Here is an 18,718-nt window from a genome sequence, read left to right on the forward strand (position 1 = left end):
TTGTTTGCGGCGACTTGCCGGCGTAGGCGAGGCCAGACACCTGCGTTCAGACGGGCTGCGTGCGTGCCTCCAGCCACGTCTTCGCGTCGCCGCTCACGTGCGGCGAGACGCGCGCGCGCACCGTCTCGTGATACGCGTTGAGCCACGCCCGCTCGTCGTCGCGCAAGAGCGACAAGGCGAGGCAGCGTGTGTCGATGGGACACAGCGTGAGCGTTTCGAACGTCAGGAAGTCGCCGAATTCCGTGGTTTCGGACGCCACGTTCAGCACGAGGTTCTCGATGCGCACGCCCCACTTGCCCGGCCGATAGATGCCCGGCTCCACCGAGGTGATCATGCCCTCTTCCATCGCCGTCCACGGCTCGGGGGGGCGCGTAGTAGGAGATCACCTGCGGCCCTTCGTGCACGTTCAGGAAGTAGCCGACGCCGTGGCCCGTACCGTGGCCGTAGTCGGCGCCCGCTTCCCAGATGGGCGCGCGCGCAATGGCGTCGAGCATGGGGGAGCGCACGCCGCGCGGGAACTGCGCGCGCGAGAGCGCCATCATGCTTTTCAGTACCACGGTGAAGTCGCGCTTCTCGGCGTCGCTGATCGTGCCCACGGGGACGACGCGCGTGATGTCCGTCGTGCCGTCCAGATACTGGCCGCCCGAATCGATCAGCAGCAGGCCGTCGCCTTCGATCACGCTGTGCGACTCCGGCGTCGCGCGATAGTGCGGCATCGCGCCGTTCGCCTTGAAGCCCGCAATGGTCGCGAAGCTCGGCGAAATGAAGCCGGCGCGGCGCGCGCGCGCGGCGGTGAGCCGCTCGTCGATGGTGAGTTCGGTGATACGTTCGCGGCCCAGCGCGCCTTCGAACCAGGCGAAGAACTCGGCGAGCGCGGCGCCGTCCTGCTCCATGGTCGCGCGCACGTGGCCGGCTTCGGGTCCGGTCTTGCGCGACTTGAAGAACGTGGACGGATTGACCGACTCCACGAGCTTCACGTTCGCCGGCACCTTCTGCATGAGCCCGAACGTGACGCGCCGCGGATCGACGAGCAGCGTGGCGCCGGCAGGCAGCGCGGCAAGCGCGCCGGCTGCCGCCGCATACGGCTCGATGCGCACGCCGTCGCGCGCGAGCGCTGCGGCAAGCGGCTCGGGCACTTTGCCGTCGGCGACGAAGAGCGTCGCACGGTCCAGCCCGATCAACGCATGCGCGACGAACACGGGGTTGTAGTTGACGTCCGCGCCGCGCAGGTTCAGCAGCCACGCGAGGTCGTCGAGCGTGGAAACGAAGTGCCACTGCGCGCCCTTTTCCTGCATGACGCGGCGCACGCGGTCGAGTTTGCCTGTGCGCGTCACGTCGACGTGCGGGGCCGCGTGTTCGTAGACGGCCGCAGCGGGCAGCGAGGGGCGATTCGGCCAGACAGCGTCGAGCAGATCGAGGTCGGTGCGCAGCTTCACGCCGCGCGCGCCCAGCGCGCCTTCGAGCGCACGCGCCGCCGCCACGCCCAGTACGGCGCCATCCACGGCGACGGTCGAACCCGCAGGCACGTTCTGCGCGAGCCATTCGACGTGAGGCTGCGTCTGCTGGCCTCCCGTCATCTTCATGAGCTGCACGCCCGTGCCCGCAAGCTGCGCCTGCGCCTGGACCCAGTAGCGGCTGTCCGTCCACACGCCGGCGAAGTCGCCTGTCACGACCAATGTGCCCGCCGACCCTGTGAACCCGGATAGCCACTGTCGCGCCTGCCAGCGCTCGGGCAGGTACTCGGACAGATGCGGATCGGCCGAGGGCACGAGGCAGGCCGCAATGCCCTGGCTCGTCATGACGGCGCGCAGCGCGGTAATCCGTTCGGGGATAGAGGAGGTTTCGGGAAGTCGGGCGTTCATTGTTTCACCTGCGGGGATTCAGCGACGCGACGCAAGGCCGGCCGTCACGGCAACGGCGACAAGCGCGGCGGCCGTGCATATCGGCCATTCGAGCGTATCGCCGTCAAGGAAGATGCCGGTCACGCTGCCGGCCATTTTGGCGATTGCCGCGCCGGCCACACCGGCTGCGATCGCCATGGCCATCTGCATGCCTCGGCTGCCATGCTTACTGCGCGAACCACGATTACGCAGCGGATGGAGCCACCAGCCGGCCAGGCCGACCGCGGCGCCCAGTACGACGATGCCGAGCCAGCCCATCAGCAGCCGCGCGCCTTCGCTATTTTCTGACCTGCCGGACGGAAGGGAAGAACGCGGAGGCTTGCGGAGCGTGACATGTGTTGTTCTCGGAGATTTTCACAGAAACCCACCCCGGCCGGGGGAATTCGGGTGGACATTCGGGTGCGGGTCGACATCGCACGCCGGACGCTGGGCAGGCGTCGAGTGTAGGGGGCCAGATGTCTCAAAGCAAGCGCGAGCCGGCAAGAGCCGCAGGGCCGCCCGACCACGCCGGCCCTCGCGCCTGCCGGTGCGCCCCGCCCCATGCGGCAAAGCGGGAAACGCTATAATGGAGCCTTCGACCATAGCCCCACGTATGCAGCTTCTAACGATCGGAATCAATCACCACACCGCGCCCGTCGCCTTGCGCGAACGCGTGGCGTTTCCGCTCGAACAGATCAAGCCTGCACTCGACACGTTCCGCGAGGCCTGGTCGGCGCGCCGGTCGCTGGCCGCGCCGGAAGCCGCGATCCTCTCCACCTGCAACCGCACCGAACTCTACTGCGCCACCGACGACCGCGCCGCGCGCGACGCCGCCATCCAGTGGCTCTCGGCGTACCACAACGTGGCCGTCGACGAACTCGCGCCGCACGTCTACGCGCTGCCGCAGTCCGAAGCCGTGCGCCACGCGTTTCGCGTTGCGTCGGGGCTCGATTCGATGGTGCTCGGCGAAACGCAGATTCTCGGCCAGATGAAAGACGCGGTGCGCACCGCATCCGAAGCGGGCGCGCTGGGCACGTACCTGAACCAGCTTTTCCAGCGCACCTTCGCCGTGGCGAAGGAAGTGCGCGGCACCACGGAGATCGGCGCGCAGTCGGTCTCCATGGCTGCCGCCGCGGTGCGCCTCGCGCAGCGCATCTTCGACAGGATTTCGAATCAGCGCGTGCTCTTCATCGGCGCGGGCGAAATGATCGAACTGTGCGCCACGCACTTCGCCGCCCAGCAGCCGCGCGAACTCGTGGTCGCCAACCGCACGGCGGAGCGCGGCGAGCGGCTCGCCGAGCGCTTCAATGGCCGTGCCATCCCGCTTGCCGACCTGCCCGCGCGCATGCACGAGTTCGACATCATCGTGTCGTGCACGGCGTCCACGCTGCCCATCATCGGCCTGGGCGCCGTGGAGCGCGCAGTGAAGGCACGCAAGCACCGTCCCATCTTCATGGTCGACCTCGCCGTGCCGCGCGACATCGAACCGGAAGTGGGCCAGCTCGAAGACGTGTTCCTGTACACCGTGGACGACCTCGGCGCCATCGTGCGCGAAGGCAACGCCTCGCGCCAGGCCGCCGTCGCGCAGGCGGAAGGCATCATCGAAACACGCGTGCAGAATTTCATGCAGTGGCTGGAGGCGCGCAGCATCGTGCCGGTGATCCGCCATATGCATACCCAGGCCGATGCGCTGCGCCGTGCCGAAGTCGAACGCGCGCTGCGCATGCTGGCGCGCGGCGACGACCCGACGGCCGTGATCGAAACGATGTCGCAGGCGCTCACGAACAAGCTGATCCACGGCCCGACTCACGCGCTGAACCGCGCAAGCGGCGAAAACCGCGATACGCTCATCGAACTGATGAGCGGCTTCTACCGGCATTCCGGTCAGTCCGAGCGTTAGCGGCGCTGCCGCATGCCGCGCGGGGCCTGGCGAGGCTCGCTCGCGGCTCGCAACGCTTCGGGTCGCCACCCCCGCCCTACCCATTCCCGCAGTCCTTTACGGAGCCCGCTCCGCACCGCCCGATGAAGACGAGCATGCAAAACAAGCTCGACCAGCTCACTACCCGGCTGGCCGAACTGAACGACCTGTTGAGCCGCGAGGACATCACCTCGAACATCGATCAATACCGCAAGCTCACACGCGAGCACGCGGAACTCGGCCCGGTCGTGGAGCACTACGCGCTCTGGCGTCAGGCGCAGAACGACGCGACCACGGCGCAGGAACTGCTGGCCGACGCGTCGATGCGCGAGTTCGCCGAAGAAGAAGTGCGCGCGTCGCGCGAACGCATGGCGCAACTCGAAGGCGAGCTGCAGAAAATGCTGCTGCCGAAAGATCCCAACGACGAGCGCAACATCTTCCTCGAAATTCGCGCGGGCACGGGCGGCGACGAGTCGGCACTGTTCGCGGGCGACCTGCTGCGCATGTATCTGCGCTACGCGGAACGCAATCGCTGGCAGGTGGAGATGATCTCCGCGAGCGAGTCGGACCTGGGCGGCTACAAGGAAGTGATTGTGCGGATAGCGGGCGAAAAGGCCTATTCCAAGCTCAAGTTCGAATCGGGCGGCCACCGCGTGCAGCGCGTGCCGGCCACCGAAACGCAGGGCCGCATCCACACGTCGGCCTGCACGGTGGCGGTGATGCCGGAAGCGGACGAGATCGGCGAAGTGGAGATCAATCCCGCTGACCTGCGCATCGACACGTTCCGCGCCTCGGGTGCGGGCGGCCAGCACATCAACAAGACGGACTCGGCCGTGCGTGTCACGCACATTCCCACCGGCATCGTCGTGGAATGCCAGGACGACCGTTCGCAGCACAAGAACAAGGACCGCGCGCTCAAGGTGCTCGCGGCGCGCATCAAGGACAAGCAGTATCAGGAGCAGCACGCGAAGGAAGCGGCCACGCGCAAGAGCCTGGTGGGCTCGGGCGACCGTTCGGAGCGCATCCGCACCTACAACTTTCCGCAGGGCCGGCTCACCGACCACCGCATCAACCTCACGCTGTACCGCCTCGACGCCATCATGGACGGCGAACTCGACGAACTGATCGCGGCGCTCGTGACCGAGCATCAGGCGGAACAGCTTGCGTCGCTGGGCGACGCGGAATGACGGGCAGCCGTAGAACATGAACCGCGACGCGCCACAACGGGACGACGCCGACGCGAGCGCTGCAACGGCGGCTTCGCTGCTACGCGCGTCGCCGCTGCCGGCGCTCGAAGCGCGCATCCTGCTCGGTCACGCGTTGGGCTGGCGGCGCACGGAATTGATCACGCGCGGTGCGGAACCGCTCGACGAAGACGCCATCGCGCGGTTCCGGTCGCTCGAATCGCGGCGGGTGGCTGGCGAACCGGTCGCGCAGCTGGTTGGCCAGCGCGAGTTCTACGGACTCGACTTCGAAGTCACGCCGCACGTGCTGATTCCGCGGCCGGAAACCGAACTGCTGGTGGAAACGGCGCTCGCGGCCATCGCGACGACGAACCGCCCGCGCGTGGTGGATCTGGGCACCGGCACGGGCGCAATCGCCGTTGCCATCGCCTCGGCGCGGCCCGACGCGCTCGTCTGGGCCGTCGATCGCTCACGCGAAGCGCTCGCCGTGGCCCGACGCAACGCGGCACGGCTCGTCGACGCCACGCGGCCCGGCGGCCAGGTCACGCTGATCGAAAGCGACTGGTACGACGCGCTCGACCCCGAGCTGCGCTTCGACGCCATCGTGAGCAACCCGCCGTACATCGCGAAGAACGACCCACACCTGACTCAAGGCGACCTGCGCTTCGAACCGCGCGGCGCGCTCACCGACGAAGCCGACGGACTCGCGGCCGTCCGCCGCATCGTGGCAGGCGCACCCGCGTGGCTCGCGCCGCGCGGCGCGCTCTGGATCGAGCACGGCTACGATCAGGCTGAAGCGGTGCGCGCACTGCTCGTGGCAGCGGGCTTCACAGAGGTGCGCTCGGAGCGCGATCTCGCGGGTATCGAACGGATCAGCGGCGGCACGCTGGCCGTCTAGACAAGGCTCGGAGCGGCGCCGGCGAGCGCGCGGCACGCTCAGCCCGGTTGAACGAAATCCGCTATCATTTCCATCTGTCTCGCACAAAACCGTACACGCAAGGGCGCATATGGACACGCAACAACGCATCAAGCAGATCGTCGACGAAAACGCGGTCGTGCTCTTCATGAAGGGCAACGCGCAGTTTCCGATGTGCGGCTTCTCGGGCCGCGCGGTGCAGATTCTGAAGGCCTGCGGCGTCGACCAGTTCAAGACCGTCAACGTGCTGGAAGACGACGAAATCCGCCAGGGCATCAAGGAATTCTCGAACTGGCCCACCATTCCGCAGCTCTACGTGAAGGGCGAGTTCATCGGCGGCTCGGACATCATGATGGAGATGTACCAGAACGGCGAACTGCAGCAGCTTTTTACCGCTGCCTGATTGGTATCACGGCGAGCGAGGTATCACGGCCAGCTGTCGCGGCGTTAGCAGAGCTTGTCATCGCGGGACGGTGCCGTCGGTGCCGCTTCCCGGTTACGGCGGCGCGGAATAACGTACGCTGCCGTCCGCCGCCAAACGCTTTCCCGCTTCCATCCGCTCTTCAAGGCGCCGCCCTTCCATGCATTCGAACGCAGCGCGCCGCCCCGGTCCGCGACGACTGATCGTCGCCATCACGGGGGCAACAGGCGCCATCTACGGCGTGCGCACGCTCGACATGCTGCGCCGCGTGGGCGGCGTCGAAACCCATCTGCTGATCTCCAGCGCCGGCTGGCTCAACATCCAGCACGAGCTTCAGCTCACCAAAGAAGACCTGCACGCCCGCGCCGACGTGGTTCATTCGGTGCGCGATGTGGGCGCGAGCATCGCGTCCGGTTCGTTTGCGACTGAAGGCATGATCGTGGCGCCGTGCTCGATGAAGACGCTCGCCAGCGTCGCGCACGGACTCTCCGACAATCTCATCACGCGCGCCGCAGACGTCACGCTCAAGGAGCGCCGCCGCCTCGTGCTGCTCGTGCGCGAAACGCCGCTCAATCTGGCGCATCTGCGCAACATGACCGCCGTCACGGAAATGGGCGGCGTGATCTTCCCACCGTTGCCCGCCTTCTATAACCGCCCCGCCTCGCTCGACGAGATGGTCGACCACACCGTGGGCCGCGTGCTCGACCTGTTCGCGCTCGGACCGGCGCTGTCGCCAGCGTGGACCGGCTTGCGCGGCGAAGACGAATAAGCAAGCCCAGCGCGCAACCACGGGCGCGATTCACAACGCGAAGGATGCAATCAAATCCGTCGCGGACTGTTTATCAAACAGCAGTACGGCTCTATATTCGTCCCAACGTAATCTCGTCTGCCGCCTGCAAGGCGGCTTGCTGACATGACCACCGAATCCACGCCGCACGCCGACCGCGTGCCCAGTCTCTACCTCTCGCACGGCGCACCTACGCTGCCTATCGACCCGGCTCTGCCGGCTGCGGGATTCACCGCTCTGGCGGCGCACCTGCCGCGCCCGCAAGCCATTCTGATGCTCTCCGCGCATTGGGGCACGGCGCGGCCCGTGGTGAGCATCGCGACAAAACCCGAGACGATCCACGACTTCTACGGCTTTCCGCGCGAACTCTACGAAATCCAGTATCCGGCGGCCGGCGCCCCGGACGTTGCGCGGCGCGCAGCACAGTTGCTCAGCGACGACGGCATCGCGACCGGCGAAGAGCCGCATGGTCTCGATCACGGTGCATGGGTGCCCATGCTGCTGATGTTCCCGCACGCCGACGTGCCCGTGGCGCAGATCTCGATCCAGCCGCACATGGGGCCCGCCCATCATTTCCGGGTGGGGCGCGCTCTGCGTACGCTGCGCGACGAAGGCGTAATGGTGGTCGGTTCGGGCCAGATCACGCACAACCTGCGGGCAGCGGACTTCGGCGCCCGCCCCGAAGACGCCGACCCGCGCGTGGCCGAGTTCACCGACTGGTTCGAATCGCACCTCGCCGCCCGCGACGTCGACGCGCTGCTCGACTACCGCGCCCGCGCCCCGCACGCGGCGCTCATGCATCCCACCGACGAGCATCTGCTGCCGATCTTCGCCGCGCTCGGCGCCGCTGACGACGACTACACCGTCGGCGTGCAGTCGCTCGGCACCTACCAGCGCGCGCTGGCCATGACGAACTACGTGTTCGGGCACGCCTGAGCGCCTCATCGCAGGCGACAGGCCACAGTCGCTGCAAGCCACAAAAAAAGCCTGCCTGAGCAACTCAGGCAGGCTTTTTCGTTACCGCGCGGCGTGGTCGGTGCCCGCCGCCGGCGCAAAGCAGTATCAGCCCCCGATCAAACGCCGATACCTTCGAGAATCTCGTCGTGCTTCTCGCGCTCGTCCAGATACTCGGTGCGGTAGCCCGTACGCACACCCCAGTAATAGAACACCAGCGAAAACGCGATCACGACGACCATGTCCCAGCCGTAGGGAATCAGGTTGTGCCCGCCGAACTCCTTGCTGCCGATCAGCGAAAGCAGCGCCATGACGGGCAGATACGCCACCAGCCACCACGCCGCCTTCAGGTCGCGGCCCCAGCCGCTCCACCCCGACTTGCCTTGGAAGTAGAAGTACACCGGCAGCGCGACGATCATCAGCAGAATGATCTCGCCCGTCAGCGGCCACTTCGCCCAGTACAGGATCAGCGACGCGCACACGAAGGCGAACGGCGCAATCACCGACATGCCGGGAATGTGCAGCGGACGCTCCAGATCCGTGGCCGAACGGCGCAGCGCCATCAGGCTGATCGGGCCCGTGAGATACGAGATCACGGTCGCAACCGAGATCACGGCCGCGAGCGAACTCCAGCCGCGGAAGAAGAACAGGAAGATGAACGACACGAGCAGGTTGAACCACATGGCCTGACGCGGCACGCCGTAGAACGGATGCACGTTGCCGAAGATCTTCGGCATCGTGTTGTTGCGCTCCATGGCGTAGATCATGCGCGTCGTGGTCGCCATGTAGGTCGTGCCGGTGCCGCTCGGGCTCACGAACGCGTCCACATAGAGAAGGATGGCCAGCCAGTTCAGGTTCAGCGCGATCGCCAGTTCGGCGAACGGCGACTTGAAGTTGAACTGGTTCCAGCCCTTCATGACGTCGGACGGGCTCACCGCGCCGATGTAGGCGATCTGCAGCAGCACGTAGATCACGAGCGCCAGCAGGATAGAGCCGATCACCGCGAACGGCACGCTCTTCGCCGGATTGCGCGCTTCGCCGGCGAGGTTGATCGGGCTCTGGAAGCCGTTGAACGCGAACACGATGCCGCTCGTCGCCACCGCCGTCATCACGGCCGACCAGCCATACGGCGCGAACGTGCTGGCTTCGCCGAAGTTCTCGTGATGGAAGCCCGTGGCCATGAGACCGGCAATGGTCAGGCCCGGAATCAGGAACTTGAACACGGTGATGGCCGAGTTCGCGCGTGCGAAGACCTTCACGCCCCAATAGTTCAGCAGGAAGTACACGATCACGAGCAATGCCGAGAGCAATAACCCTGTTGTGGTGAGTTCACCGCCCACGAAGAGCTGGTGCGCCCACTCGTACGGCCAGGTGCTCATGTACTGGATGGAGGCTTCGGCCTCGATGGGAATCACCGAGACAATGGCGATCCAGTTGGCCCACGCGCTGATGAACCCCACGAGCGAGCCGTGCGAGTAGCGCGCATAGCGCACCATGCCGCCGGATTCCGGGAACATCGCGCCGAGTTCGGCATAGGTGAGCGCAATGGCGAGAATCACGACCGCACCGATGATCCATGCGCAGATCGCGGCCGGCCCGGCAATCTTGGCGGCCTTCCATGCTCCGAAGAGCCAGCCGGAGCCGATGATGGAACCCAGTCCGGTCAGCATCAGCGCGATCGGACCAATGTTCCGTTGAATAGAACTTTTCACGTCATCTCCTGTATCAAGCGCAGCTTGACGCTGCGGCGCCCCCTCTGACGTGGGGCTCTCGCGGGCGTCGCACATGCATGCGCGAGCGTGTTTTCTGGGTGCAACCGCCGCGCGGCGCGTAGTTTAACGGTTGCACCAGCCGATTGCAGTCAAAATCCGGGTTGTCCCTACAAAAAAATGCGCGTTGGCGCAAGCTTTGTAAGCGTAAACAGGGCCCGGTTCGATTGCGTCGGACGAAAGCCCCTGCATTTCCCTGGGTTGCAGTTGACCTTCCTTGAAAATCGCCGTATAAAGACCGGGCAGGATTTCAAGCGGCGAGTGTGAATTGGTCTTTCGTGGTTCGCCCATCAACGGTACTCCGGCTGTCCTATTACCCCCCTTCCTTGATTTTCGTGCACATCCCAACGGGCTTCGGCTCAAATTCATCTTTAGGAAAGTAATATGGAAACCGGTACCGTCAAGTGGTTCAATGACGCTAAGGGCTTTGGCTTCATCACCCCGGACGGCGGCGGCGAAGACCTGTTCGCGCATTTCTCGGAAATCCGCGTGGAAGGCTTCAAGACGCTGCAAGAGAACCAAAAGGTTCAGTTCGAAGTGAAGACTGGCCCGAAGGGCAAGCAAGCCGCGAACATCAAGCCGCTGTAAGCAGGAGCAAGCGGCACGCCCAGGCCACACGCGGCTTGGGCCTCTACGCTCCCTGACGCGGAAAAAACCCCACGCTTCGTTCGAAGGTGGGGTTTTGTCATTTCTGGGGCGTTGCGGGCGGGCTTCGCAGAGGCGTGGCTGGAACCGTGCTGGATGGCAGCCCGCAGAGCGGCCATGCCTGACCGGCAGATCGCCTCGCGCGTCTTCTCGTGGCCGTTCGCGCTGCGCTCAGCCGAACAGCCGGCGCGCGTGAATACCAAGGCCCGTCGCCACGCTGGCAAGCCGGTCGCCGAAGACCGGACGAGCTTCGGGGAACGCGGCGGCGAGCGCGTTCGAGAGAAACGCGAGCCCCGTCGAGCCGCCCGTGAAGTACACCGCGCTCACCTCACGCGGCGCGACGCCCGCCGCGCGCACCGTCTCGCGCGCCGCCTCGACGATACGGCGGGTTTCCTCCATGCCGGCCTCGATGAGTTGCGCCTCGTCGAATGCGAGGCGCAACCCTTCTTCCACCTCTTCCAGATCGATCATCGTTTCGCCGCCCGCAGCCACGCCGATCTTCGCTTCCTCGGCGCGTGCGGCGAGCGCATGACCCAGACGCCTTTCGAGCACGCGCACGAGGCGGTCGTGCTGGCGCGTGTCGCGGAACAGATGGCGCATCAGCTTCAGTTCCGTCACACGTTTGGGCGTGTACACGGTATTGATTAGATGCCAGGTCGCGAGGTCGAAGTAGATGCGATTCGGCATCTCGCGCCCTTCGGTGTCGAGCGTCCGATAGCCGAATTCCGGCAGGATCGCGGACAACTCCACGCGGCGGTCGAAGTCCGTGCCGGCCACGTGCACGCCGTGGTGCGCGAGCACGTCGTCCTTGCGTTCGAGGCGCGACATGCGAGCCGGCCCCACGCGCACGAGCGAAAAGTCTGATGTGCCGCCGCCGATGTCGGCCACGAGCACGAGCCCTTCTTCGGCGAGGCGCGACTCGTAGTCGAACGCCGCCGCAATCGGCTCGTACTGGAAATGGATTTCCGCCAGCCCGATGGAGCGCGCCGCCGCTTCGAGCTGGCGCTGCGCGAGCGCGTCGGCGCGCGGGTCGTCGTCGACGAAGAACACCGGGCGGCCCAGCACCGCGCGCGATATCGCGCTGCCCGCACACGCCTCGGCGCGTTGCTTGAGGTGCGCGAGGAAAGTGGCGATCACGTCCGTATAGCGAATGGCGCTGCCGTCGCCGAGGTCCGTCGTGGTCTCGGCGAGCGGTGACCCGAGGATGCTCTTCATCGACCGCATGAGCCGGCCGTCGAAGCCGTCCACGTACGCCGCCAGCGCGGCGCGGCCGAATTCGCGGGTGTGTTCGTCGGTATTGAAGAAGACCGCGGTGGGCAGCGTGGTGTACGCGCCCTCCACCGGGGCGAGGCGCATCGACGCGCCGTCGGGCAAGGCGACGGCCGAATTGGACGTGCCGAAGTCAATCGCGCAGAAGTTCATGGCTGGACTCGCCGCTCACGGCTGACGCGGAAAAATGAGGACGGGCTTTGTATCATGAAAACCGCTTGGCGATCAACCGGATAGCTGCGCGGCAGCCAACCGGGAACGGCGATTGCGTAACCGCTCGACTATGCCCGTTGCCGGGCCAGAGCGAAGCGACGCAGTGCGTGGAAGCGAAGGCGCGTCGCCGGGCGTGATCTGCCCGTCCGCACGCTTCACGCGGCACGCGTCGCGCCCCGCCACGCCCAACAACGCGACAACACTTCGACAACAACACGCCGCGAACGCAGCCCCAAGGAGACGCCAAGCCATGTCCCGGCCGCCCCCCGCCTCAGCAGACGATACGTCGACCGCCATCGCCATCGTCCAGACCGATCTGCCCTCGCGGCTCGACCGGCTGCCGTGGGGCCGCTTCCATACGCTGATCGTCGTGGCGCTAGGCGTGACCTGGCTGCTGGACGGCCTTGAGGTCACGCTGGCCGGCGCCGTGGCGGGCGCGCTGAAGGCCAGTCCCGCGCTGCGGTTTTCGAACGCCGATGTCGGGTTGGCCGGCAGCGCCTACATCGCGGGCGCCGTGCTCGGTGCGCTGGGGTTCGGCTGGCTCACCGACCGCCTCGGCCGCCGGCGCCTCTTCTTCGTCACGCTCGGTCTCTACCTCACGGCGACGGCCGCCACGGCGCTGTCGTGGAATCTGACAAGCTTCATCGTGTTCCGCTTTCTCACGGGGGCGGGCATAGGCGGCGAATACACCGCCATCAATTCGACGATCCAGGAGTTCACGCCGGCACGCGTGCGAGGCTGGACCGATCTCGGCATCAACGGCACGTTCTGGGTGGGCGCGGCGCTAGGCGCGACGGGGTCGCTCGTGCTGCTCGACCCCGGCCTGCTGCCGGGCGACTGGGGTTGGCGCGCGTGCTTTCTGATCGGCGCCGCGCTCGCGCTCGCTATCCTGCCCATGCGCCGATGGATTCCCGAAAGCCCGCGCTGGCTCATGACGCACGGCGACCACGAGACCGCGAAGTCGGTGGTCGAGGACATCGAAACGCGCTTTCGCCGCGCGGGCCACACCCTCGCCGACGACGCGCTGCGCCCGCTGCGTCTGCGCGCGCGGCACCGCACGCCGCTGCGCGAAGTGCTGCACGCGCTCTTCGTCCGGCACCGGCACCGCTCGCTCGTGGGCCTTTCGTTGATGACCGCGCAGGCGTTCTTCTACAACGCGATCTTCTTCACCTACGCCCTCGTACTCACGGACTTCTATCACGTGCCGGGCGCGCACGTCGGGTGGTATCTGCTTCCGTTCGCAGCGGGCAACTTCGTCGGACCAATCGTGCTGGGGCGGCTCTTCGACATTGCCGGCCGACGCACGATGATCGCGGCCACGTACGCCATTTCGGGCGTGCTGCTGACCGTGAGCGGCTATCTCTTCGAGCAGCAGTGGCTCACCCTCACGACGCAGACGGCCGCGTGGATGGCGATCTTCTTCTTCGCCTCCGCGGCGGCGAGTTCGGCCTACCTGACGGTGAGCGAATCGTTTCCGTTGGAAATCCGCGCGCTTGCCATCGCGGTGTTCTACGCGTTCGGCACGGCGCTGGGCGGCATTGCGGGGCCGGCCTTCTTCGGCCGGCTGATCGATACGCATCAGCGCAGCGAAGTCTTCACCGGTTATCTGACGGGGTCGCTGCTGATGATTGCAGCCGCCGTGATCGCGGCGATCTGGGGTGTGGACGCGGAGCGCAAGTCGCTGGAGACAGTGGCGGCGCCGCTATCCGAAGTCGGGGATGAAGAGGCGGAGCGCGGCGCGCAGGCGATGCCGAAAAATGCGTCAGTTGGCGTGGCCGCCGCGCTCGCTCCGGGCGTCGCCCGCGAAAGCGGCACGGCGAACGACACGCCAGCAAGTGGCGAGCGCGCATAGCGGGAGGCGGTGTGCGCCGGGGTGGCGAAGTGACATCGCCCAATGGAACGCAGCGGCGGTGCTTCGTTGCTGGACGCCGTGCGGCGCAACTGCACGACTCGGCGCGGCCTGCGAACGCAACGCCGATGCGATGCGATGCGGGCAAACTGGCAAAGCCAACGCCAACCCGCCATGCGAAGCCCTCCGCATTCACGCCACACCTGCCGCCGCGCCCTCCTCAAAACCTCAGAACGCCTTATTCCACGCGCCGCCGTACGCGATCTCGCCCACCGGCAAGCGCGCACGCTCCGCCTTTTCGCGGTCGCGCAACACGGGCTCGAGCTTCTGCGCGTCGCCATGGTGGGCAAGCGAGATAACGGCGATCACCTCGACGTCTTCCGGAATCGCGAATTCCTTGCGGAACGCCGGCACATCGACGCCGCTCATCTGGTGCGCGGCAAGGCCGAGCGCATGCGCCTGGAGCACCAGCGACATCGCGGCGGCGCCCGCGTCGTAGAGCGCCGTGCGGTTCACTTCGCCCTTGGCGTTGCGCGTGTGTGCCGTCACGGCGATCAGCACCGGCGCCGACGCATTCCACTGCTGGTTGAACGGCACGAGCGTGCCGAAGGCGCGCTTGAAGGCGGCCTCGTCGGCGAAGCGATCGAACACGATAAAGCGCCACGGCTGCGCGTTATACGCCGACGGCGCCCAGCGCGCGGCTTCGAGCACGGCGCGCAGCGCGTCGCGGGAAATCGGCTCGGCGGCGTAGGCACGCGGGCTCCAGCGGCCGGCGAGCAGATCGTGGATGGGCACTTCGGTCGGAGCGGGTTTGTGGCTCATGGGCGTCTCTCGGTGCGGTGGGTCGTGATGATCCTGATGCCCCGCGGCCCGAAGATGCCGGCCGCGGAAGCATGAACGACCGACGCCCGGCAGGCGTCAGTCGCCAAAGGGTCATAGCATAACCGGGAGACACGGCAGGCGTTGTGCAGCCTGTTCAAATGCTAAGCATCCGCGAGGGAATAGACGCGCAGCGCCTTGCGCCTATACCGCCGCAGCCACCGCCCGCTGCTCGCCACGATTGATCCGCAGCACGATGACGGACGCGATCAAACACAGACCGCCCGAAATCATCGACGCCACCGTGTAAGTGCCAAGGCTCGCGCGCAGCATGCCGGCGCCCAGCGCCGCGAACGCCGCACCCAGCTGGTGGCCCGCCACAACCCAGCCGAACACGACAGGGGCGGCCTCCTTGCCGTAGACGTCGGTGGCAAGGCGCACCGTGGGCGGCACGGTGGCGATCCAGTCGAGCCCGTAGAAGACAGCAAAAATCGGCAGCCCGAAGAAGTCGATACCGAAGGCGTGCGGCAGGTAAATCAGCGAAAGACCGCGCAGTCCGTAGTACCAGAAGAGCAGCACCCGGCTGTTGAAGCGATCCGAGAGCCAGCCCGAAAGCGTCGTGCCGAACAGATCGAAGATGCCCATGGTGGCGAGCAGCGACGCGCCCTGCACTTCGGTCATGCCGTAGTCGCCGCACATGGCGATCAGGTGCGTGCCCACATAGCCGTTCGTGCTCGCGCCGCAGATGAAGAAGCTGAAGAACAGCAGCCAGAAGTCGCGCGTACGGCTCGCCATGGCTAGCGTGCCGAACGCCACCTTGAGCGGATTCTGTGCAGCAGCCACCGGCGCGGGTGGCGCGTCGTGCGCTTCGCCGAACGGGCGCAGCTTCAGATCCGCGGGACGCTCCGGCAACAGGAACGCCACGAGCGGCAGCACCACGGCCGCAGCCGCCGCCACGACGAGCACGACTGCCTGCCAGCCGTGCTTTTCGGCGATGGCCGCAAGCAGCGGCAGGAACACGAGCTGACCAGTGGCGGAACTCGCGGTGAGAATGCCCATCGCGAGGCCGCGATGCGTGCTGAACCAGCGGTTCACCACCGTCGCCGAGAGCGTGAGGGCCGCCACGCCGGTTGCGCCGCCCACCATCACGCCCCACACGAGGATCATCTGCCACGGATGGGTCATCATGGCCGAGAGCGCCACGCCCGCGCCCATCGTGCCCACCGCCGTGAGGATGGTGGGCCGCACGCCGAAGCGCTGCATGGCCGCCGCCGCGAACGGGCCCATCAACCCATAAAGCGCGATGTTCACCGATATGGCGAGCGAAATCGTCGCGCGGCTCCAGCCGAACTGGTGCTCGAGCGGGACCATCATCACGCTGGGCGTGGCCCGCGTTCCGGCGGCCGCGAGCAGCACCAGAAACACCACGGCCACCGCCAGCCAGCCGTAGTGAAACCGCCCGCCGACTATCTTTGCTGCCCAGTTCATCTGCGCTCCTTCGTCTTTTTGTTGGGCGCGCTTTCGGCGCAGCACCGATTCGTCATCCGAGGATTGTTACCGATCAGTAACAAGGTCGTTGCGATACTAGTTACCGCTCGGTAACATGTCAAGGCATCGCCCCGACGTCATTACAGGGAGCATGGACATGTCGCAACACGAATCTTCATCCGCAGCCGGCACGCGGCGCCCGCCCACTGCCGCATCGCAGGCGCACGAGCATCTGCTCTCTGCCGCGGCCGAACTGTTCTATCGCGAAGGCGTGCGTGCCGTCGGCGTGGAGGCCGTGGTGGAGCGCGCGGGCGTGAACAAGATGAGCCTCTACAGGCAGTTTTCGTCGAAGGACGATCTTGTCGTCGCGTACCTGAAGCGCTCCCACGACCGCTTCTTCCAACGCTTCGAGCGCAGCATCGAAAAGCACCCGGGCGACGCCGCGAAGCAGCTACTCCAGTATTTCGAAGACCTGGCGGAACGGGCGTCTGCAAAGGACTACCGCGGTTGTCCGTTCGTCAACGTCGCCGCCGAGTTTCCCGACGTGAACCACCCCGCGCGGCAATGCGTGACGGACAACAAGACGAAGCTGACGGCCCGGCTCACCGAACTGGCCACCCAAGCCGGCGCAACCGACCCGTCCGCGCTCGCCAACGCGCTGGCGCTCCTGATCGAAGGCATTTACGCGGCAAGCCAGACGTACGGACCGGGCTGCGGGCCGATTCTGGCCGCGCCGAAGGTGGCCGCGCAGTTGATCGCGGCGGCCTGTCCGCAGGCACCGGCACAGCAGAGCGCACCGTAACGGTGTCGGCAACGCGCCGTCTAGAATGACGGCTTTCGTACGTCGCCGCCGCCCCACCACCATGCCGCTTTCCCCCGCCTCCCGCGAAACGATCCTGAGCGACACGCGCCACTGGCTCACGCGCGCCGTGATCGGCCTGAACCTGTGTCCGTTCGCGAAGAGCGTGCACGTGAAGAACCAGATTCGCTACGCGATCAGCGAAGCGACCGACCTGGAAGGCGTGCTCGCGGACCTCGAAACGGAGCTGAAAGCGCTGGCTGAAGCCGACCCGGCAGACATCGACACGACGCTGCTGATTCTGCCCAACGCATTCGCCCACTTCGCCGACTTCAACGACTGCACGCACTTCGCGGAGCGGCTGCTCGCGCAGCTGCGTCTGGAAGGCACGCTGCAGATTGCGAGCTTCCATCCGCAGTTTCAGTTCGAAGGAACGCAAGCCGACGACATCGAGAACTACACGAATCGCGCGCCGTATCCGATCCTGCATCTGCTGCGCGAGGCGAGCATCGACCGCGCCGTGGAGGCGTTTCCCGATGCCGCCCAGATCTACGAGCGCAACGAGGCCACGTTGCGCGAAATGGGACTGGAAGGCTGGCGCAAATGGATGAGCGAGCGGGACTGAGACGTCCTTGGCGGCCCGTCGCCTCTCTCCACTCGCCCCTTAGGGCTCCACGAAAAACCGCTCGCGCAGCTCGGCAATGCCGAGCGTATCCAGAATCTCGTTGAGACGCTCCGCAGGCTTGCGGCGCGGCAGATTCCTGTACTGGGCGATGATGAGTTCGTTCTTCATCGAATGCTCCCAGCCCACCAGTTCGGTGACGCTCACCTGGTAGCCGTGCGCCTCGAGTTGCAAGCAACGCAGCACGTTCGTGATCTGGCTGCCGAATTCGCGCGTATGCAGCGGATGCCGCCAGATTTCCGTGAGCGCGTTCGCAAGCGACTTCCCCTTGTTACGCCGCAACACGCCCGCCACCTCGGCCTGGCAGCACGGCACCACCACGATGTATTGCGCGTGTTTCTTCAGTGCGAAGCGGATGGCGTCGTCGGTTGCCGTATCGCAGGCGTGCAGCGCCGTGACGATATCGACCGTCTCCGGCAGTTCGCTCGATGCGATGGACTCCGCCACCGAGAGGTTCAGAAACGACATGCCGCCAAAACCGAGCCGCGCCGCCAGCTCGCGCGACTTCGTGACCAGTTCTTCGCGCGTCTCGATGCCGAAGATATGCGAGCTATCGCACTGCTCCTTGAAAAACAGGTCATAGAGAATAAAACCAAGATATGACTTGCCCGCGCCGTGATCGACGAGCGTGATGTTCGCTTTCTCGTTCTTCAGTTCTTTGAGCAGGGGCTCGATGAACTGGAACAGGTGATACACCTGCTTGAGCTTGCGCCGGCTGTCCTGGTTCATCTTGCCGTCGCGCGTGAGGATATGGAGTTCCTTCAGGAGTTCGACGGATTGATTGGGGCGGACTTCGTAGGTCTTGGCGGCAGTGGACATCGTAAGCGGATCGTGAGGCAGGACAGATGCAGCGGCGCGCGGCGAAAGGCCGCGAAACGTGCGACAGAGGACAGAAGGAACGAAAAGTACCTGCCATTTTACGGAAAAAGCCGGACGGAACCGGCAACACGGCGCCACCTTGCCCGAGCGAGCCTGGAACGCTTCCTGCAAGAGTCGGCTGCCGGACGGCCGGCAGTGAACGCCGCACCGGTATGCCGTGCGTAGAACCCGCATAAACAAAACATCGGAGAGACCAGACTCGCCCGCCGGCGCGGCAAGCCGGCGGACATGTGGGGAGGACGCGCC

The 18,718-nt window shown here is 66.1% G+C and carries 17 protein-coding genes and 1 pseudogene; 10 read left to right on the forward strand and 8 right to left on the reverse strand.

Translation table 11 applies throughout. The annotated features are described in order from the left end of the window. Positions 1-46 precede the first annotated feature (46 nt). Positions 47-1,862: pseudogene (locus U0042_RS17205) on the reverse strand (aminopeptidase P family protein). 18 nt (positions 1,863-1,880) lie between these two features. After that, positions 1,881-2,159, reverse strand: a complete 279-nt coding sequence (locus tag U0042_RS17210) for a hypothetical protein (protein WP_114814074.1) — start codon at positions 2,157-2,159, stop codon at positions 1,881-1,883. A gap of 334 nt (positions 2,160-2,493) precedes the next feature. Here U0042_RS17210 and hemA point away from each other — a divergent pair, with 334 nt between their 5' ends. The 6 genes from hemA (at position 2,494) to U0042_RS17240 (ending at position 8,042) form a co-directional block, all read left to right on the forward strand. Next, positions 2,494-3,780: a glutamyl-tRNA reductase gene (hemA, locus tag U0042_RS17215; RefSeq protein ID WP_114814073.1), complete on the forward strand. Its 1,287-nt coding sequence runs from the start codon at positions 2,494-2,496 to the stop codon at positions 3,778-3,780. A 122-nt stretch (positions 3,781-3,902) separates the two neighbouring features. After that, a complete protein-coding gene (gene prfA / locus U0042_RS17220) occupies positions 3,903-4,985 on the forward strand; it encodes a peptide chain release factor 1 (protein WP_114814072.1) in 1,083 nt (360 codons plus the stop codon). Between the two features lie 16 nt (positions 4,986-5,001). Continuing rightward, positions 5,002-5,880 (forward strand): peptide chain release factor N(5)-glutamine methyltransferase, encoded by an 879-nt coding sequence (prmC, locus tag U0042_RS17225; RefSeq protein WP_114814071.1) that lies wholly within the window; start codon positions 5,002-5,004, stop codon positions 5,878-5,880. Between the two features lie 109 nt (positions 5,881-5,989). After that, positions 5,990-6,301, forward strand: coding sequence for a Grx4 family monothiol glutaredoxin (gene grxD / locus U0042_RS17230; protein ID WP_114814070.1), 312 nt, complete (start codon positions 5,990-5,992; stop codon positions 6,299-6,301). A 178-nt stretch (positions 6,302-6,479) separates the two neighbouring features. Continuing rightward, a complete protein-coding gene (locus U0042_RS17235) occupies positions 6,480-7,088 on the forward strand; it encodes a UbiX family flavin prenyltransferase (RefSeq protein ID WP_114814069.1) in 609 nt (202 codons plus the stop codon). 144 nt (positions 7,089-7,232) lie between these two features. Continuing rightward, positions 7,233-8,042 carry a DODA-type extradiol aromatic ring-opening family dioxygenase gene (locus U0042_RS17240; protein WP_114814068.1) on the forward strand — a complete coding sequence of 270 codons (810 nt, stop codon included), beginning with the start codon at positions 7,233-7,235 and terminating at the stop codon, positions 8,040-8,042. A 137-nt stretch (positions 8,043-8,179) separates the two neighbouring features. On the opposite strand, the gene U0042_RS17245 is transcribed toward U0042_RS17240, so the two are convergent. Beyond that, a complete protein-coding gene (locus U0042_RS17245; protein WP_114814067.1) occupies positions 8,180-9,772 on the reverse strand; it encodes an APC family permease in 1,593 nt (530 codons plus the stop codon). Between the two features lie 123 nt (positions 9,773-9,895). Beyond that, positions 9,896-10,120 carry a hypothetical protein gene (locus tag U0042_RS17250; RefSeq protein ID WP_157977882.1) on the reverse strand — a complete coding sequence of 75 codons (225 nt, stop codon included), beginning with the start codon at positions 10,118-10,120 and terminating at the stop codon, positions 9,896-9,898. 93 nt (positions 10,121-10,213) lie between these two features. Between U0042_RS17250 and U0042_RS17255 the strand changes: the two genes are divergently transcribed. Continuing rightward, positions 10,214-10,417, forward strand: a complete 204-nt coding sequence (locus U0042_RS17255) for a cold-shock protein (protein ID WP_017776142.1) — start codon at positions 10,214-10,216, stop codon at positions 10,415-10,417. A 228-nt stretch (positions 10,418-10,645) separates the two neighbouring features. On the opposite strand, the gene U0042_RS17260 is transcribed toward U0042_RS17255, so the two are convergent. Further along, positions 10,646-11,896, reverse strand: a complete 1,251-nt coding sequence (locus tag U0042_RS17260) for an Hsp70 family protein (protein ID WP_114814066.1) — start codon at positions 11,894-11,896, stop codon at positions 10,646-10,648. A gap of 310 nt (positions 11,897-12,206) precedes the next feature. Between U0042_RS17260 and U0042_RS17265 the strand changes: the two genes are divergently transcribed. Beyond that, the gene (locus tag U0042_RS17265) at positions 12,207-13,808 is read left to right on the forward strand and encodes an MFS transporter (RefSeq protein ID WP_114814065.1); all 1,602 of its coding nucleotides are present in this window, start codon (positions 12,207-12,209) and stop codon (positions 13,806-13,808) included. 225 nt (positions 13,809-14,033) lie between these two features. Here U0042_RS17265 and U0042_RS17270 read toward each other — a convergent pair whose 3' ends face one another. Beyond that, positions 14,034-14,627, reverse strand: a complete 594-nt coding sequence (locus U0042_RS17270) for a nitroreductase family protein (RefSeq protein ID WP_114814064.1) — start codon at positions 14,625-14,627, stop codon at positions 14,034-14,036. A 201-nt stretch (positions 14,628-14,828) separates the two neighbouring features. Continuing rightward, a complete protein-coding gene (locus U0042_RS17275) occupies positions 14,829-16,112 on the reverse strand; it encodes an MFS transporter (RefSeq protein ID WP_114814063.1) in 1,284 nt (427 codons plus the stop codon). Between the two features lie 157 nt (positions 16,113-16,269). Here U0042_RS17275 and U0042_RS17280 point away from each other — a divergent pair, with 157 nt between their 5' ends. Both U0042_RS17280 and U0042_RS17285 read left to right on the forward strand, forming a co-directional pair. Continuing rightward, a complete protein-coding gene (locus U0042_RS17280; protein ID WP_232833520.1) occupies positions 16,270-16,914 on the forward strand; it encodes a TetR/AcrR family transcriptional regulator in 645 nt (214 codons plus the stop codon). Between the two features lie 61 nt (positions 16,915-16,975). Then, a complete protein-coding gene (locus U0042_RS17285; RefSeq protein ID WP_114814112.1) occupies positions 16,976-17,536 on the forward strand; it encodes a DUF1415 domain-containing protein in 561 nt (186 codons plus the stop codon). Positions 17,537-17,575: 39 nt separating this feature from the next. Here the strand turns inward: U0042_RS17285 and U0042_RS17290 are convergent, their stop codons facing one another. Beyond that, positions 17,576-18,412, reverse strand: a complete 837-nt coding sequence (locus U0042_RS17290) for a class I SAM-dependent methyltransferase (protein ID WP_114814061.1) — start codon at positions 18,410-18,412, stop codon at positions 17,576-17,578. Between the last annotated feature and the right edge of the window lie 306 nt (positions 18,413-18,718).

The organism is Paraburkholderia kururiensis, from assembly GCF_034424375.1.
Taxonomy (GTDB): domain Bacteria; phylum Pseudomonadota; class Gammaproteobacteria; order Burkholderiales; family Burkholderiaceae; genus Paraburkholderia; species Paraburkholderia kururiensis_A.

Coding starts and splice junctions, on each gene's coding strand:
- U0042_RS17210 (WP_114814074.1), bottom strand. CDS start 2,159: ATGGGCTGGCTCGGCATCGTCGTACTGGGCGCCGCGGTCGGCCTGGCC.
- hemA (WP_114814073.1), top strand. CDS start 2,494: ATGCAGCTTCTAACGATCGGAATCAATCACCACACCGCGCCCGTCGCC.
- prfA (WP_114814072.1), top strand. CDS start 3,903: ATGAAGACGAGCATGCAAAACAAGCTCGACCAGCTCACTACCCGGCTG.
- prmC (WP_114814071.1), top strand. CDS start 5,002: ATGAACCGCGACGCGCCACAACGGGACGACGCCGACGCGAGCGCTGCA.
- grxD (WP_114814070.1), top strand. CDS start 5,990: ATGGACACGCAACAACGCATCAAGCAGATCGTCGACGAAAACGCGGTC.
- U0042_RS17235 (WP_114814069.1), top strand. CDS start 6,480: ATGCATTCGAACGCAGCGCGCCGCCCCGGTCCGCGACGACTGATCGTC.
- U0042_RS17240 (WP_114814068.1), top strand. CDS start 7,233: ATGACCACCGAATCCACGCCGCACGCCGACCGCGTGCCCAGTCTCTAC.
- U0042_RS17250 (WP_157977882.1), bottom strand. CDS start 10,120: ATGGGCGAACCACGAAAGACCAATTCACACTCGCCGCTTGAAATCCTG.
- U0042_RS17255 (WP_017776142.1), top strand. CDS start 10,214: ATGGAAACCGGTACCGTCAAGTGGTTCAATGACGCTAAGGGCTTTGGC.
- U0042_RS17260 (WP_114814066.1), bottom strand. CDS start 11,896: ATGAACTTCTGCGCGATTGACTTCGGCACGTCCAATTCGGCCGTCGCC.
- U0042_RS17265 (WP_114814065.1), top strand. CDS start 12,207: ATGTCCCGGCCGCCCCCCGCCTCAGCAGACGATACGTCGACCGCCATC.
- U0042_RS17270 (WP_114814064.1), bottom strand. CDS start 14,627: ATGAGCCACAAACCCGCTCCGACCGAAGTGCCCATCCACGATCTGCTC.
- U0042_RS17275 (WP_114814063.1), bottom strand. CDS start 16,112: ATGAACTGGGCAGCAAAGATAGTCGGCGGGCGGTTTCACTACGGCTGG.
- U0042_RS17280 (WP_232833520.1), top strand. CDS start 16,270: ATGTCGCAACACGAATCTTCATCCGCAGCCGGCACGCGGCGCCCGCCC.
- U0042_RS17285 (WP_114814112.1), top strand. CDS start 16,976: ATGCCGCTTTCCCCCGCCTCCCGCGAAACGATCCTGAGCGACACGCGC.
- U0042_RS17290 (WP_114814061.1), bottom strand. CDS start 18,412: ATGTCCACTGCCGCCAAGACCTACGAAGTCCGCCCCAATCAATCCGTC.